Origin of the sequence: Bacillus sp. FJAT-29790 (assembly GCF_019039215.1) — a bacterium.
GTDB lineage: Bacteria > Bacillota > Bacilli > Bacillales > Cytobacillaceae > Cytobacillus.
This window is the reverse complement of record NZ_JAHNZZ010000001.1, coordinates 513,093-529,432: the sequence shown is the minus strand read 5'-3', so window position 1 is coordinate 529,432 and position 16,340 is coordinate 513,093. Positions and strand designations below refer to the sequence as shown.

Below are 16,340 nucleotides of genomic sequence, written 5' to 3'. Positions count from 1 at the left end.
TCCATTCATGTATATAGGATGATTAATCCTCTTTCTCTTTTGAACGTTCTTCATCATGAATTTGATGCAGCAATGTATCGATACGATTTCCATAATCAATGGATTCATCGAATTCAAAGAGAATTTCAGGGGTTTTTCGCAAACGGATACGAGATCCAATTTCGGAACGGATAAATCCCTTTGCTTTCGCTAAACCTTTCAGCGTGTTTTCCCTTTGCTCTTCATCACCTAGGACCGATATATATACAGTTGCTTGTTGAAGATCTCCTGTTACCTGAACATCTGTTACCGTCACAAAACCAACCCGTGGGTCTTTTAGCTTGCGGCCGATAATTTCACCCAGTTCCTTTTTCATTTGTTCTCCAACTCTGTTTGCTCGAAGGCTCATTCTATTTCACCTCTTCTTAAAGCCACTCAATATCAGTTATTGTCCGTTCGATTTCAGGGAACGAATCAATTAACTTTAGGGCATACTGCAATTCCCGCTCCGTTGAAACTCGCGAAGAAGATACAGTCACAATCGCTATTTTCGTTCGTTGCCATACATCTTGAAAATCCACTTCAGAGACGGATACATTGTATCTTTGTTTCAAGCGGGCAAGAATTCGCTGCAAAACAGCTCGTTTTTCTTTTAAAGAATGCGTGTCGTAAATAATACATTCACAGGCTGCAAGGCCAATAATCATTTACGCTCGATTTCCTGCATAATATATGCTTCAATAACGTCTCCTTCTTTAACGTCATTAAAGTTTTTAATTGTAACACCACACTCGTATCCTTGACTGACTTCTTTTGCATCGTCCTTGAAACGTTTTAGCGCGTCAATTGTACCTTCAAAAATAACAATGCCATCACGGATCAAGCGGATTCCGCTGTCACGGGTAATTTTCCCGTCCGTTACATATGAACCAGCAATCGTCCCGATTTTTGATACTTTGAATGTTTGACGCACTTCAGCTTGACCGATCACTTTTTCTTCAAATTCAGGATCAAGCATCCCTTTCATCGCCAGTTCGATTTCTTCAATCGCCTTATAAATAATACGGTGCAAACGAATTTCAACGCCTTCTGTATCCGCAGCACGTTTAGCATTATTATCAGGACGGACATTAAATCCGATGACAATTGCATTAAATGCTGCAGCAAGCGTAATATCAGATTCGTTAATTGCTCCTGCACCTGTATGGAGAATACGAACATTTACACCTTCGACATCAATTTTCTGCAATGCAGTTGTAAGTGCTTCTGCAGAACCTTGAACATCTGCTTTCACAACGATATTAAGGTCTTTCATTTCTCCTTGCTTCATATGCTCAAACAAGTTATCTAAGCTTATACGTGTTTTTTCACTGCGCTGTGCATGTAATGTTTGCTGAGCACGTGCCTCACCAACTTGGCGAGCAGTTTTCTCATCAGGCAATACAACAAAGCGATCTCCTGCTTGTGGAACATCATTAAGGCCTGTAATTTCTACTGGCGTTGATGGGCCTGCCACTTTCACTCGGCGGCCAAGATCATTCACCATTGCACGAACACGGCCGAATGTGTTACCCACAACTATAGGGTCTCCAACTTTTAATGTTCCATTTTGAACAAGGAGGGTTGCTACAGAACCGCGGCCTTTATCCAATTGTGCTTCAATAACTGTACCAACTGCATTACGGTTAGGGTTTGCTTTATACTCTTCCACTTCACTTACAAGTAGAATCATTTCAAGAAGATTGTCGATTCCTTCTCCTTTTAAAGCAGCGATCGGAACAAAAATGGTATCCCCGCCCCAAGCTTCTGGCACTAATCCGTGTTCGGATAATTCTTGCATAACACGATCAGGATTTGCGGATTCTTTATCCATTTTATTAACAGCGACAATAATTGGTACTTCAGCAGCCTTCGCATGATTAAGCGCTTCGATTGTTTGCGGCTTAACTCCATCATCTGCTGCAACGACAAGGATTGTTATATCAGTAATTTTCGCACCACGAGCACGCATCGTTGTAAACGCCGCATGTCCAGGTGTATCTAAGAATGTAATTTTCTTTCCGTTCTCTTCAACTTGATAGGCACCGATATGCTGTGTGATACCGCCTGCTTCTCCAGCAGTAACTTTAGTATTACGGATCGAATCCAATGTTGTCGTTTTTCCATGGTCAACGTGGCCCATAATAGTAACAACGGCAGGACGTTCAACTAATTCAGCATTTTCATCCTCAGTGAAATAAACCTCTAAATCCGTTGTATCGATATGAACCTCTTCTTCCACTTCAACTCCATACTCACCTGCAATCAATTCAATCGCATCTTTATCAAGATCTTGATTAATTGTTGCCATGACACCAAGCATAAATAATTTTTTAATGATTTCAGAAGGTTCACGGTGCAGTTTTTTAGCTAATTCAGCAACAGTTAATGAATCGCTGAATGTTATTTTAGAAGGAAGTTCCTTTACCTTTTTAGGAGCAGGTGCCGCCTGTGGCTGCTGGCTTCTCCCTTTATTGTTGTTTCTATTCTTGTTGTTATTGTTTTTGTTATTATTATTCTTGTTGAAAGGCTTTTTTCCATCTCCGGCTTTAGATGCTTGCTTAGCATTGCCCTTATTAGGAGAAGAACTTTTCCCCGTGTCCGCAGAAGAACTAGCTTGTGCGGACCCTTGTGCTTTATCCTGTGGTTTTTGCTGATTTTGGGTCTGTTGTTTATTTTGAGGTTGCTTTTCGTCTTTCTTGCCAAAAATCCCGTCCAATTTTTGTACGGAAGCTGCTTCAATTGTTGTCATATGATTAGAAACCTCTATTTTCATGTCTTTTAATTTCGTTATTACATCTTTACTTGATACATTATGTTTTTTTGCATATTCGTAAACGCGCATTTTACTCATACTTTCACCCCCGCTGGAATTAATCGAGCAACGACTTCAGTTTTTTAGCAAATCCATTATCTAAAACAGCTACAACAACCCGTGCCTCTTTACCGATAGCCTGACCAAGCATTTCCCGGTTTTCAACAAGCTTATAGGGTACCTGATAAGATTTACATTTATCTGTAACTTTTTTAGCTGTGTTAACAGAAGCGTCCGCTGATATCAATATGAGCTTCGCTTTACCATTTTTAATTTCTTTGACGGCAAGCTCTTCACCCGAAGTAATTTTTCGTGCCCGATTCGCTAAGCCAAGCAATGACATCCATTGATTTGAATTCATTTGGATAGTCGTTTCTCCTTCTCTATGAGCTCTAAGAGCTCTTCATATATAGAATCATTGATTGAAACTTCTAAATGATTGGCTAAAATATTCTTCTTTTTAGCAAGCATTACTGCTTCCTTTTCTTTAGAAAGATAAGCACCGCGCCCGGACTTTTTTCCGGTCGGATCAACCGATACTTCTCCTTCTTTCGAGCGAACGATGCGAACGAGTTCTTTTTTCGGTCTCATTTCACCGGTTGCGACACATTTACGCATGGGAACTTTTTTACGATTGTTCACGATCATTCACCTCAATTAATCCATATCATCTTGCATATCAAATTCTGACTCATCTTCGAAATCATCATTGTCATAATTCAACAATGTTTCTTCACGTGGATAAATACCTGATTCCCGTGCTTCTGTTTCTGATTTTATATCGATTTTCCATCCGGTTAGCTTTGCAGCTAAACGGGCGTTTTGACCTCGCTTACCGATTGCCAGTGAAAGCTGGTAATCCGGAACAATGACGGTTGTTGCTTTATCATCTTCACTGACAATTACATCTAACACTTTAGAAGGGCTTAATGAATTGGCAACGAAAACAACTGGATCAGCAGACCATTTGACAATATCGATTTTCTCGCCTTTAAGTTCGTTCACTACAGCTTGAACACGTGTTCCTTTCGGCCCAACACAAGAACCTACTGGATCGACTTCTTCATTATCTGAATGAACAGAGATTTTGGACCGATCGCCTGCTTCACGGGCAACCGATTTAATTTCAACCGTTCCGTCATATATTTCTGGAACCTCGATTTCAAATAGTCTTTTCAATAACCCAGGGTGGGTTCTGGATACGAAAATTTGTGGTCCTTTTGTCGTCTTTTCGACTTTTGTAATAAAAACTTTAATTCGATCATGGGGTCTGTATTGCTCGTTAGGCATTTGTTCATTCGCAGGAAGAATAGCTTCTATTTTACCAAGACTAACATAGATGAACTTTGAATCTTGCCGCTGAACAATTCCAGTCATAATATCTTCTTCACGATCAATAAATTCAGTATAGATGATGCCACGTTCAGCTTCACGAACGCGTTGTGTAACTACTTGTTTCGCAGTTTGCGCTGCAATTCGGCCGAAATCCTTTGGCGTCACTTCTAATTCCACAATGTCCTCTAGCTGATAATTCGGATTGATTCTTTGCGCTTCTTCAACTGAAATTTCCAGTCTTGGATCAAATACCTCATCGACCACTTCTTTACGGGCAAAGACTCTCATCGTCCCTTTTCCTAGATGCAAATCAATCCGGACATTTTGGGCCTGGTTAAAGTTTCTACGATATGCTGATACAAGCGCAGCTTCAATGGCATCGATAATCACGTCGCGTGAAATGCCTTTTTCTTTTTCAAGCAAGGTCAGAGCATCCAACAATTCACTGCTCATGAGATGTTTATCCCCCTTTAATCTCTATTTCATTAAAAAGCAAATTCCTTTGAAGTTGGATAAATCCCCTTCTTAAGATTACGAAAAAACCACTGCTAAACGAGCATTGGCCACTTTTTCATATGGAATTTCAACGCTTTTCTTCCTCGTTTTTATTTTGATTTCAACAGTCACGGTTTGGCCGTCAAACCCGGTTAAAATCCCTTCGAATGTTTTTTCGCCATCAATTGGCTCGTATGTCTTAATAAAAACATTTTTACCTACTGCTTTTTCAAAGTCCTTATCATTTTTAAGAGGGCGTTCAGCTCCCGGCGATGAAACCTCTAAGAAATAGTTGTAAGGAATTGGGTCAACCTCATCAAGCTTGTCACTTAATTGTTCACTGACAAGTCCGCACTCCTCGATATCCACTCCAGATTCCTTATCGATAAATACGCGAAGAAACCAATCTTTGCCTTCTTTAACATATTCAATATCAACTAATTCTAAATTTAGTTCATCTAAAATGGGAGTGACTAATTCTTCAACCTTTTCAGTCACTTTGCTCATAATATCCCTCCTTTAACAGCATTCATAACGTTAAGTTGATTTTGGATTTTCAAATGGAACCGCGCTAGTATTGTAAAAAAATAGCGTACACAACACGAAAGAGTGGGTTGCCCCACTCTTCTTTAACGAGAGTTATCAGTAGTATTTCCATTAAAACTATACCATAACCAATATTTTTATGCAAATGAATAGCAGTCAACTCAAGGGTTTGAGCTTCTATTTCCTTTATACATGTTTCAATTAGGCTGTTTCGATAACTTTGTTGCTATTTAACAAAAAAGAGTGCAGTTGATTTCCGTTCCAGGATACTTGCTTTCCGCGGGGCGGGCGGTGAGCATCCTCGGCGCCTTGCGCCTGTGGGGTCTCACCTGTCCCGCTGCTCCCGCTAGGACATTGAATAAACATCTGTGAATTAACACCGCACGAAAAAATGCGGATGCATCTTGAGGATCTCGCACCTTCCGCTCCAATCAACGTCATACAAAAACTATTAAAAACAATCATTTAGAAAACAGCCTTCAATTAAAACAGGGAAAGCTGGTTTTGCTCAGGGAGCGATCCCAAGCAGCCGTGGTTATCTAAGTACTCAATAATCGTTTTAGACACTTTACCACGCTGTTGAAGATCCTCCTTCGAAAGGAACTCTCCTTCTTCTCTTGCTTTGACAATGTTAAAAGCTGCATTCGTACCAAGTCCCGGAATCGAATTAAACGGAGGAATTAGTGAATGACCATCGATAATAAATTCATTGGCACTCGAACGGTATAAATCCACCTTTTGGAAATGAAAACCGCGCTCACTCATCTCAAGGGCAAGCTCCATGACCGTAAGCAAGTTCTTCTCTTTTGGAGCTGCATCAAGTCCCTTCGCATTGATCTCCTCAACAAGTGCTCGAATGGCTTGAGAACCTTTTGCCATCGCATCGACATCAAAATCTTCTGCACGAACGGTAAAATATGCTGCATAATACAAAAGAGGATGATGAACTTTAAAGTATGCAATCCTGACAGCCATTAATACATATGCAGCGGCATGGGCCTTAGGGAACATATATTTAATCTTTTTACATGAATCTATATACCATTCCGGAACTTCATTCTGTCTCATTTCCGCTTCCATTTCATCACTTAAGCCTTTTCCTTTTCGGACCGATTCCATTATTTTAAAGGCAAAAGCCGGATCTAACCCTTGATAGATTAAATAGACCATTATGTCATCTCGACACCCAATAACCTCACTTAAGTTACATGTTTTATTATGAATAAGTTCTTGGGCATTCCCAAGCCATACATCCGTCCCATGCGATAAACCGGAGATTTGGACAAGCTCAGAGAATGTTGTCGGCTTTGTATCCTCTAGCATTTGACGTACAAACCTGGTTCCAAATTCGGGAATTCCCAATGTACCTGTTTTACACATGATTTGCTCTTCTGTAACACCTAGGGATTCAGTTCCGCTAAATATTTTCATCACTTCCGGGTCATCGGTCGGAATCGTTTTCGGATCGATACCGCTTAAATCCTGAAGCATCCGGATAACAGTCGGATCATCATGTCCAAGAATATCGAGCTTTAATAAATTATCGTGAATAGAATGGAAGTCAAAATGGGTTGTTTTCCATTCAGAGTTTTTATCATCAGCCGGAAACTGAATGGGTGAAAAGTCAAATATATCCATATAATCAGGAACAACAATGATTCCCCCTGGATGCTGTCCAGTCGTCCTTTTCACTCCCGTGCATCCGGAGGCAAGGCGGTCTATTTCCGCTCCTCTTAAAAGCAAATTGTTATCCTGCTGATAGGCCTTTACATATCCAAAAGCAGTTTTATCCGCTACAGTCCCGATTGTTCCTGCACGATATACATAATCTTCACCGAAAAGCACTTTCGTGTAGTTATGTGCACGCGGTTGATATTCACCAGAAAAGTTTAAGTCAATATCCGGTACTTTGTCCCCTTTAAATCCAAGGAACGTTTCAAATGGGATGTCATGGCCATCCTTTTTATATTTGGCACCGCAAATCTGACAATCCTTATCTGGCAAATCATATCCAGAGCCTACTGAACCATCATTAAAGAATTCGGAATGCTTGCATTCTGGGCAAACATAATGAGGAGGAAGCGGGTTAACTTCTGTAATTTCCGTCATTGTAGCCACGAATGATGAACCGACCGATCCACGGGAACCAACAAGATACCCATCATCAAGCGATTTTTTCACAAGTTTATGAGAGATGAGGTAAATAACTGCAAACCCATGCCCGATGATACTTTTTAGTTCCTTTTCCAAACGGGCCTCGACAATTTCCGGTAAGACATCCCCATATATTTTCCTCGCCATCGCGTAGCTCATATCGCGCATTTCATCATCTGCGCCTTCGATCTTAGGTGTAAACAGATCATCTTTAATCGGCTTAATATCATCGATCATATCTGCAATTTTATTTGTATTATCAACAACGATTTCTTTCGCCTTCTCTTTTCCCAAAAATGCGAAAGCGTCTAGCATTTCATTTGTTGTCCTGAAATGCACATCAGGGAGACGGTGACGATTTAAGGGGTTCGCTCCGCCCTGTGAGTTAATTAATATTTTCCGATAAATTTTATCATTTGGATTTAAGTAATGGACATTGCCTGTCACAACCACAGGTAATTCTAGTTTATCACCCAGTTTGACAATATTGCCGATAATCTCCTCTAGCGCTCTTTCATCTCTGACGAGTTCAAGCTCTAGAAGATGGGCGTAGACTTCCTTTGGTTGCACTTCAAGATAATCATAGAATTGGGCGGTTTCTTCCACTTCTTCAGGTGACTTCTGCATCATCCCTTCGAATACTTCACCTTTTGCACAGCCAGAGCCTACTAGTATCCCCTCGCGATACTTTTGAAGCAGTGATCGCGGGATCCGTGGAACACGATAAAAATAATTAAGATGAGAGATGGACACTAATTTAAATAGATTTTTCAAGCCAGCTTCTGTTTGAGTAAGAAGAGTACAGTGAAATGGTCTTGCCCGTTGATATGCGTTTCCTTGCCCCATATTATCATTGAGCTGATCGTGGAACTCAATTTCTTTTTCGTTTGCTTCCCTTAACATTTTCAGAAAAAGGTAGCCGGTAGCTTCGGCATCATAAATGGCTCGGTGATGCTGGGTTAATTCAATATCAAATTTTTTGGCAAGGGTATTTAAACGATGGTTTTTCAAATCCGGATAGAGAAAACGGCCGAGTTCAAGCGTATCAATGACCGGATTTTGCGCCTTGCCCAGATTGTTCTTCTTATAGCCGACATTTAAAAACCCCATGTCGAAAGATGCGTTATGAGCGACTAATATTGCATCCCCTGTCCAATCATGAAATTTCTGCAAGACTTCCCCAACTTCTGGGGCATTTTCAACAAGGTCATCGGTAATACCTGTTAAGTTTATCGTTGTTGCTGAAAGGGGATGATGCGGGTTCGCAAAGGATTCAAACCGGTCGATAATTTCTCCGTCATGAATTTTCACTGCCGCAAGTTCGATGATAGTATCATAAACAGCTGATAAACCTGTTGTCTCCACGTCAAATACAACATAAGTATCATCTGAGAGTTTCCGGTGTGCGCTGTTATAAGCGATTGGAACCCCATCATCAACTAAATTCACTTCAACCCCATACAGTATTTTTATATCATTCTTCTTTCCAGCGCCGAATGCCTCTGGAAATGATTGAACAACTGCATGATCGGTAACGGCGATCGCTTTATGTCCCCATTTCTTTGCCTGCGCAATAAGTGTGCTGACATTCGTTACAGCATCCATTTGACTCATTGGCGTATGAAGATGAAGTTCCACACGCTTTTCATTTTCCGGTGCTGTATCTTTTCTCTGGATCGGCTTAATCTCGTTAATATCATTTCCAATCATAACTAGATCCCGGACAAAGGTGTCATTTTGGATGCTTCCGCGCACCTTTAGCCACATTCCTTTTTGGACGTGCTGATATAAAGCCGCATCTTCCTTATCACGGGAAAACATTTTAACGAGAATGGAGCTTGTATAATCCGTAATTTTAAAGGTTAATAGGGTTCGGCCGCTACGAAGCTCTCTCGTTTCTGCTGAAAAAACATACCCTTCGATCGCTACACGGCGTTCCTCATCGACAATTTCAGCCAACTTTCTGTAATCAGCATCATCTTTAATCGTTAATCCGATCATAAGCGGGCCCTGTAATGCAGAAGTATCACCTGATTCTGCCTCAGCCTCCTTCTTCTGCATTTCAAGTAATGCTTGGAGTCCTCGCTCTTGATCCTCTTTTTTCTTTGCCTCTAAAAATTTCTCATATTCCTCATTCGATGATTCCGAAGAAATTTCCGTATCAATACTGAATGTTGGAAAACCGAATGTCTCGTATACTCTCGCAATCATATCGGCATACTTTCTTTTAATCGAGAGGCCTTCCATTTCATTTCCAACACTAATCATTAGCTTGTGACCATGCAGTACAGGAACTTGTTCGTTTAGTAATTTAATAAGCGGCGGGGCCATCCCTTCCATTTCCTGAACACAATAATGCCAATATTCTAATACTAATTGTTCATTAAATTGCTGGTTTTTCACTTGGATAGTAAAAGTAGTATTCGCTATATGAGAAAAAGTTTTTTCTAGCTGAGTTGTAAAAAGACTAAAAACACGATAAGGCAAAATCTGTTCAAAACTGAAAAAGAAATGCCATTTTTTTGCCCGCTTCTCAATAACCACTTTGTTTATTTCCGCATGATGAAAATGCTGAACAGTGGCATCATCGGTTAATTGAAGCTGCTGGAGCAAGAGTTGGAATCGCTCCTTGTTATCTAGGGCTTCCTCCATCATTCTCCCCCCTAATTTTTATTTTTGGCTGTTTTCGCATATATTGTTGTTTTTAGCCTACAAATTTTGCCCGTTGATTTCCGCTGCGGGCACTTGCTTTCCGCGGGGAGGGACGGGAGCCTCCTCGGCGTTACCGCCTGTGGGGTCTCCCGTTCCCTCTATCTCCCACAGGAGTCAAGTGCCCTCCGCTCCAATCAACTCAGATTATAAAAGCAACAAACTTTACGAAAACAGCCTTATTTTTTATCGTTTTTCATTTATAAGTCGAACAAATACAGACGATGATTATTATAACATAGAGTGAAGCTTTCAACAGTGGAGGATTGTAACAATTTAACGCTTTTGGCTAATTACAAAGTTTACCCTTCGCTCCAATCAACTCAGATTATTAAATAATAATCACATTATAAAAGTAACAAACTTTACGAAAACAACTTTTAACAAAAAACGGATTCCCCAGCAGGAATCCGTTTTGTTATTAAAGTGATTTCAATAATTGTGTTATCGTTTCTTCAAGCTGAGCTTTATGGACTTCATGCATTTCTCCTGTTTTTCGAACCTTCACTTCAACAATTCCCTCGGCAGCTTTTTTCCCAACAGTAACCCGGATTGGCAAGCCGATCAGATCTGAATCTGTAAATTTCACACCAGGTCTCTCTTGGCGATCGTCCATTAGAACATCATAGCCCTTTTGTTTTAATTGCGAATATAACTCTTCAGCAAGTGTTGCCTGACTTTCATCCTTCATATTTACAGCAATGAGGTGAAGGTCGTAAGGTGACATCTTCACCGGCCAGACTAGACCGTTTTCATCATTAAATTGTTCAGCAATTGCAGCCATCGTACGAGATACCCCGATCCCATAACAGCCCATAATCATCGGCTGGCTTCTGCCGTTCTCATCTAAATAGGTTGCACCCATCGCTTCGCTATAACGAGTGCCTAATTTAAAGATATGCCCAACTTCGATTCCTTCTGCAAAAAGAATATTTCCTTGGCCATCAGGTGAAGGATCGCCTTCCTTAATGAAACGAAGATCTGCATATTGATTTACTTTAAAATCACGATCTGGATTGACATTCAAATAATGGTAATCCTCTTCATTTGCACCGCAAACTGCATTTGAAATACCCTCAATAGCATGGTCAGCAATGATTTCAATGTTATTCACTCCGACAGGTCCAAGCGAACCTACTGAACAACCAAGAATCTCTTTCGTTTCTTCCGCTCCAGCCAGCTCGGCTGTTCGTGCTTCAAAGAGGTTTTTCAGCTTAATATCATTTACTTCGTGGTCCCCGCGCACCAATACTAAAATATATTTTTCATCCACTTTAAAAAGTAAGGACTTCACGCATTGTTTTTCAGTCACATCGAGGAAGGAAGAAACTTCTGCAATTGTTTTTTTGTTTTCAGTTTTGACCTTTTGTAATTCTCTTTGCTCTTCACTGTTTTTTTCATATCGCGTAATAACTGGAGCCATTTCAATGTTTGCCGCGTAATCGGAAGTATCCGAGTAAGCAATCGTATCTTCACCTACATCAGATAATACCATGAATTCGTGCGTATCTTTTCCGCCCATTGCACCAGAATCCGCAATGACAGCCCTGAAGTTTAAACCGCAGCGGCTAAATACATTTGAGTAAGCTCTATATAACTTTTCATATATTTCATCCAGACTTTCCTGTGAGGCATGGAAGGAATAGGCATCCTTCATTATAAACTCACGACCACGTAAAATTCCAAACCGCGGACGCTGCTCATCCCGGAACTTCGTTTGAATTTGATATAGTGCTAGAGGCAATCTTTTATAAGATTTTACCTCATCTCGAACTAGGCTCGTAATCACTTCTTCATGTGTAGGCCCTAATACAAAATCACGGCCATGGCGATCTTTCATTCTCATAAGCTCGGGACCATAACTATACCATCGTTCGGATTCTTGCCATAATTCTGCTGGAGCCATAGCCGGCATTAATATTTCAACTGCGCCCGCATTATTCATTTCTTCACGGACAATGGTTTCAATCTTTTGCAGGACTTTTTTTGCCAAGGGCAAGTAACTGTATACTCCACTAGCAGTCTGGCGGATAAATCCGGCTTTTAACAATAGTTGATGGCTTTTTATTTCTGCATCTGCTGGCGTTTCCCTAAGAGTAGGAATAAGTGTCATGCTCTGTTTCATCTATTAGCACCTCATATAAGTAAATTGGCTGTTTTTAAATTGATTTTACAAGAAAAATCTCTGAATATCATTCCATGTGACAACAAGCATTAATAACATAAGAAGGGCAAAGCCGATGAAATGAACCATCCCTTCTTTATGGCGGTCAATTGGTTTTCCTCTTACTGCTTCTACCGCGAAGAACATCAGTCTTCCGCCATCTAGAGCAGGAATAGGAAGTAAATTCATAATTCCAAGGTTAATACTTAATATGCCTGCCCATTTCATTAAATAGAAAATCCCTGATTTTGCAACTGTATCTGTTGAAACGTATATACCGACAGGTCCGGATAAGGCATTAATAGAGAACTGGCCAGTAACCAGTTTTCCGAGCATAACAAAAATTTCTTTCGTCCAAAGGTATGTTTCTTTCGCACCGTGAGAAATAGCTTTTATTGGCGATTTCTCCATTGGCTGGTAAACACCGATCATTCCTATTTTTCCTCCTTCAACTTCTTGAGTTTTCGGAGTGACAGGCAATGTCATTTCTTTTCCATTGCGATCAAGTGAAAATTGCAGCTCTTTATTTGGGTTTTTTTTGATAATCTCCACGACATCTGACCAGCTTGAAATTTCGGCCCCATTTACACTATTGATGATATCGCCTTCTTGTAATCCTGCTTCCATTGCTGCACCATCAGGCGTTAACTTCCCTAATGTAGGAGCGTTCGTAGGGATCCCTTGCATAATGCCGATTAAAACAAATACGACAAAAGCAAGAATAAAGTTCATCATTGGTCCCGCAAAAATAGCCATCGTTCTTTGCCCGAGTGTTTTTGAAGCAAATTGCCGATCATATGGAGCAATCAGCGTTTCCATTCCGTCATCCACAAGGACAGCACTTGAACTAACCGGGAAGGACTGCAGCTTTTCTTCCTGCTCCCCCTCAACATACCCTTTAATAATCAGATCATGCTCAATGTCAGCATGTTCAACTTCGATTATTCTTGAATCAGGAAATTTTTCCTTATTATTCAAAATAATTTTCTTAATTTGATCTTTTTCATTAAACAATAAACCAACACGGTAACCCGGTTTTATTTCAACCACTTCTGGATCTTCACCAGCCATACGCACAAAGCCGCCGATTGGTAAAAGCCGAATCGTATAAATCGTTTCGCCTTTTTTATGTGAAAAAACTTTAGGGCCGAAGCCAATCGCAAATTCTCGGCATAGAATTCCAGCTCTTTTTGCAAAAACAAAATGGCCTAATTCATGAAAAAAAACAAGGGCCCCAAAAATGATAATAAAGGCAATAACTGTACTCAAAATATAACCACCTTTTTATAGAAGTGAGTTTACATATTTTCTCGTTTCCACATCTACTTCCTGAATATCAGAGAGGCCAGGATTAGAGATATTGTTGTGAATACTCAAGGCTCTTTCGATAAGATCTTCTATTTGCAGAAAAGCAACTTTTCCATCTAAGAACGCAGCTACAGCTGCTTCATTTGCGGCATTAAGTACTGTAGGCATTGTCCCGCCTGCCTTGCCTGCTTCATAGGCAAAGTGCAAGCAGCGGAAGCGGTCAAAATCCATCTTTTCAAAATGGAGTTTCCCTATTTCGGCTAAGTTCAGACGATTTGCAGATGGTAGCGGCAGCCTGTCCGGATATGTGAGAGCATACTGAATTGGGACTCTCATATCAGGTGTTCCAAGCTGGGCGATGATGCTGCTGTCATGAAACTCAATCATCGAATGAATAATACTTTCCTTATGCAATAACACATCAATTTTGTCGTACGGCACTGCGTAAAGCCAATGAGCTTCAATTACTTCAAGGCCCTTATTCATCATCGTTGCTGAATCAATAGTAATCTTCGCTCCCATAGACCAATTAGGATGATTAAGAGCTTCTTCTACTGTAACATTTTCTACCTCTTGGCGTGTACGATCTCTGAAACTTCCCCCAGATGCTGTTAAAATTAATTTTTCAATATTTTTTTCCTTTTCCCCTTGTAGCGCTTGGAAAATAGCAGAATGCTCACTATCCACTGGAAGTAAGGAGACATGATTGCGCTTTGCTTTCTCCATTACTAAATGGCCTGCTGTCACCAGCGTTTCTTTATTTGCGATAGCAATTGTCTTTTTTTCATAAATCGCTTCTAAAGTGGGGGTGAGTCCTACACTCCCCGATACTGCATTAACAAGGATGTCAGATTTATGATAAACGGCTACTTCAACTAAACCGTCATTTCCATATGTAAAAATTATACCCGGAAATTCAGCTTTAAGGGTATTTGCGACTGATTTTTCTAAAACTGATACGAGTTCGGGCTGAAAATCCTTGATAATTTTCCTTGTAAGCCCAATATTTTGACCGACCGACATCGCTACAAGCCTAAATTCGGAAGGATGCTCCTTAATAATGTCCAAAGTTTGGGTGCCGATTGATCCAGTTGCCCCCATTAAACTAATATTCTTCAATAAACTCAACTCCTGTTGAAAAGGCACAAACATGTGAAAACCGAAAGCTTAAAGTATCCCTTTGCAACGATCCATGATGCCTTGGAATTTCTATGACAAATTAAAGAAAGAACTTTTGAAAGAATCTATTCTTACAACAGGTAAATAAAATGCAGTAAAGGCCACACGAATAACAAGCTATCAAAACGATCTAATATCCCGCCATGACCAGGCAAAATATTTCCAGAATCTTTAACGTCATAATGACGTTTCAAAGCTGATTCAACGAGATCCCCTATTTGCCCAAAAACGGATAAAATGATTGTTATCAATGATAGTTGCATGAAGGACGCCTCAATATCCGTAAAAATTACAAATAAGACGGCAACAATAAGGGCACAAACGACTCCCCCTAAAGAGCCTTCAATTGTTTTATTTGGACTAATTTCTGGCCATAGCTTTCTTTTTCCCATCGATCGGCCAATAAAATAGGCGCCCGAATCTGTTGCCCAAATAATAAATAACGAGAAAAAAAGATAAATCAATCCAGCTTCGCGTGTCTCAACAAAATAATAGAATCCAATTCCTACATATAAGGTAGCAAGGATAGAGAATGCCACATCATCGAATGTGAACCGATTCTTTGTTGCTACTGTATAAGTCAAAAATAAGAGCACAGCAAGCAGGGCAAACTCTATTTTTGTATAATGGATCATTGCAAGGATGTCCTGAAACTGACTAGGTAGCAGGAAAATCCATAACAACAATAAAGATATAAGACCCGGAACAGAAAAAAGGTTGAGCTTTCGCATTTTTAATAGTTCGTAAAGTGCAATCGTTGCTAATAAATAGGCTAATAATACAACTGATATTCCGCCATAAATGATGACAGGAAGAAAGATCGCACCAAATATGATCGCTGTAACAATTCTTTGTTTCATCTAATTTTCAACACCTTTGTTAAACTCCTCCAAACCTTCTCTGGCGATTCTGAAATACTTCAATCGCTTCAACTAAATGCTCTTCACCAAAATCGGGCCATAAAACATTTGTAAACCAAAACTCCGTATACGCAAGCTGCCAAAGCATAAAATTGCTTAAGCGGATTTCACCGCTCGTACGGATTAGTAAATCAGGATCACTTAGTTCCCTTGTCATTAAATAGGAAGAAAAAATATCTTCGTTCAGCTCATTTTCATTCATTATACCACTTTTGCAATCATTTAAGACAAGCTTGATCCCTTCAATGATTTCTGCCCTGCTTCCATAGTTAAGAGCAAAATTTAAAATTAATCCATCATTCCCTAATGTGTCTGCCATCGCTTTAGAAATGGCATTTCTTGTGTGTGCAGGGAGCATTTCCATATCGCCAATCATTCGAACTTGGACATTTTCTTCAACCAACTCCGGCAGAAATGTCCCTAAAAATTCCTCTGGAAGCTTCATAAGGAAATCCACTTCCATTTTTGGCCTCTTCCAATTCTCGGTAGAAAACGCATAAAGGGTTAACGTTTTCAAACCAAGCTCATTTGCCAATTTCGTTATTTTACGAACAACTTTCATTCCTTCATGATGTCCAGCTATTCTTGGCAGGGCCCTTTTTTTTGCCCATCTGCCATTGCCATCCATGATGATTGCCACATGGGAAGGAATTTGCTGCTCTTGTATCTTCAAAATTCTTTCTCGGAGATCGGAAGA

The 16,340-nt window shown here is 40.2% G+C and carries 13 protein-coding genes; all 13 read right to left on the bottom strand.

Annotated features, from left to right (window positions below):
* Positions 1–22 precede the first annotated feature (22 nt).
* The gene (gene rbfA / locus BGM26_RS02570) at positions 23–388 is read right to left on the bottom strand and encodes a 30S ribosome-binding factor RbfA (RefSeq protein ID WP_217038196.1); all 366 of its coding nucleotides are present in this window, start codon (positions 386–388) and stop codon (positions 23–25) included.
* Between the two features lie 16 nt (positions 389–404).
* Entirely contained in the window at positions 405–686 is a 282-nt protein-coding gene (locus tag BGM26_RS02565) for a DUF503 domain-containing protein (RefSeq protein ID WP_217038195.1), read from the bottom strand.
* The gene (gene infB / locus BGM26_RS02560; protein WP_217038194.1) at positions 683–2,872 is read right to left on the bottom strand and encodes a translation initiation factor IF-2; all 2,190 of its coding nucleotides are present in this window, start codon (positions 2,870–2,872) and stop codon (positions 683–685) included. The genes BGM26_RS02565 and infB overlap by 4 nt, the downstream gene beginning before the upstream one ends.
* 19 nt (positions 2,873–2,891) lie before the next feature.
* Positions 2,892–3,194, bottom strand: coding sequence for a YlxQ family RNA-binding protein (locus BGM26_RS02555; protein WP_217038193.1), 303 nt, complete (start codon positions 3,192–3,194; stop codon positions 2,892–2,894).
* A complete protein-coding gene (rnpM, locus tag BGM26_RS02550) occupies positions 3,191–3,475 on the bottom strand; it encodes an RNase P modulator RnpM (protein WP_217038192.1) in 285 nt (94 codons plus the stop codon). Before rnpM ends, BGM26_RS02555 begins: the two co-directional genes overlap by 4 nt.
* A 15-nt stretch (positions 3,476–3,490) precedes the next feature.
* Positions 3,491–4,621, bottom strand: a complete 1,131-nt coding sequence (nusA, locus tag BGM26_RS02545) for a transcription termination factor NusA (protein WP_217038191.1) — start codon at positions 4,619–4,621, stop codon at positions 3,491–3,493.
* A 78-nt stretch (positions 4,622–4,699) separates the two neighbouring features.
* The gene (rimP, locus tag BGM26_RS02540; protein WP_217040608.1) at positions 4,700–5,173 is read right to left on the bottom strand and encodes a ribosome maturation factor RimP; all 474 of its coding nucleotides are present in this window, start codon (positions 5,171–5,173) and stop codon (positions 4,700–4,702) included.
* Positions 5,174–5,692: 519 nt separating this feature from the next.
* On the bottom strand, positions 5,693–10,015 hold the full coding sequence (locus BGM26_RS02535) for a PolC-type DNA polymerase III (protein WP_217038190.1): 4,323 nt from the start codon (positions 10,013–10,015) through the stop codon (positions 5,693–5,695).
* A gap of 478 nt (positions 10,016–10,493) precedes the next feature.
* Complete coding sequence (locus tag BGM26_RS02530) at positions 10,494–12,197, bottom strand: proline--tRNA ligase (RefSeq protein ID WP_217038189.1); 1,704 nt, start codon at positions 12,195–12,197, stop codon at positions 10,494–10,496.
* Positions 12,198–12,242: 45 nt separating this feature from the next.
* Entirely contained in the window at positions 12,243–13,505 is a 1,263-nt protein-coding gene (rseP, locus tag BGM26_RS02525) for an RIP metalloprotease RseP (protein WP_217038188.1), read from the bottom strand.
* A gap of 15 nt (positions 13,506–13,520) precedes the next feature.
* A complete protein-coding gene (locus BGM26_RS02520) occupies positions 13,521–14,663 on the bottom strand; it encodes a 1-deoxy-D-xylulose-5-phosphate reductoisomerase (RefSeq protein WP_217038187.1) in 1,143 nt (380 codons plus the stop codon).
* Between the two features lie 131 nt (positions 14,664–14,794).
* Positions 14,795–15,583 (bottom strand): phosphatidate cytidylyltransferase, encoded by a 789-nt coding sequence (locus BGM26_RS02515; RefSeq protein ID WP_217038186.1) that lies wholly within the window; start codon positions 15,581–15,583, stop codon positions 14,795–14,797.
* Positions 15,584–15,602: 19 nt separating this feature from the next.
* Entirely contained in the window at positions 15,603–16,319 is a 717-nt protein-coding gene (locus BGM26_RS02510; RefSeq protein WP_483297789.1) for an undecaprenyl pyrophosphate synthase, read from the bottom strand.
* Positions 16,320–16,340: the final 21 nt, after the last annotated feature.

Excerpts from the sequence above, each read along its gene's own strand:
- nusA (WP_217038191.1), bottom strand. The coding sequence starts at position 4,621 with ATGAGCAGTGAATTGTTGGATGCTCTGACCTTGCTTGAAAAAGAAAAA.
- BGM26_RS02530 (WP_217038189.1), bottom strand. The coding sequence starts at position 12,197 with ATGAAACAGAGCATGACACTTATTCCTACTCTTAGGGAAACGCCAGCA.
- infB (WP_217038194.1), bottom strand. The coding sequence starts at position 2,872 with ATGAGTAAAATGCGCGTTTACGAATATGCAAAAAAACATAATGTATCA.
- BGM26_RS02565 (WP_217038195.1), bottom strand. The coding sequence starts at position 686 with ATGATTATTGGCCTTGCAGCCTGTGAATGTATTATTTACGACACGCAT.
- BGM26_RS02535 (WP_217038190.1), bottom strand. The coding sequence starts at position 10,015 with ATGGAGGAAGCCCTAGATAACAAGGAGCGATTCCAACTCTTGCTCCAG.
- BGM26_RS02555 (WP_217038193.1), bottom strand. The coding sequence starts at position 3,194 with ATGAATTCAAATCAATGGATGTCATTGCTTGGCTTAGCGAATCGGGCA.
- BGM26_RS02515 (WP_217038186.1), bottom strand. The coding sequence starts at position 15,583 with ATGAAACAAAGAATTGTTACAGCGATCATATTTGGTGCGATCTTTCTT.
- rbfA (WP_217038196.1), bottom strand. The coding sequence starts at position 388 with ATGAGCCTTCGAGCAAACAGAGTTGGAGAACAAATGAAAAAGGAACTG.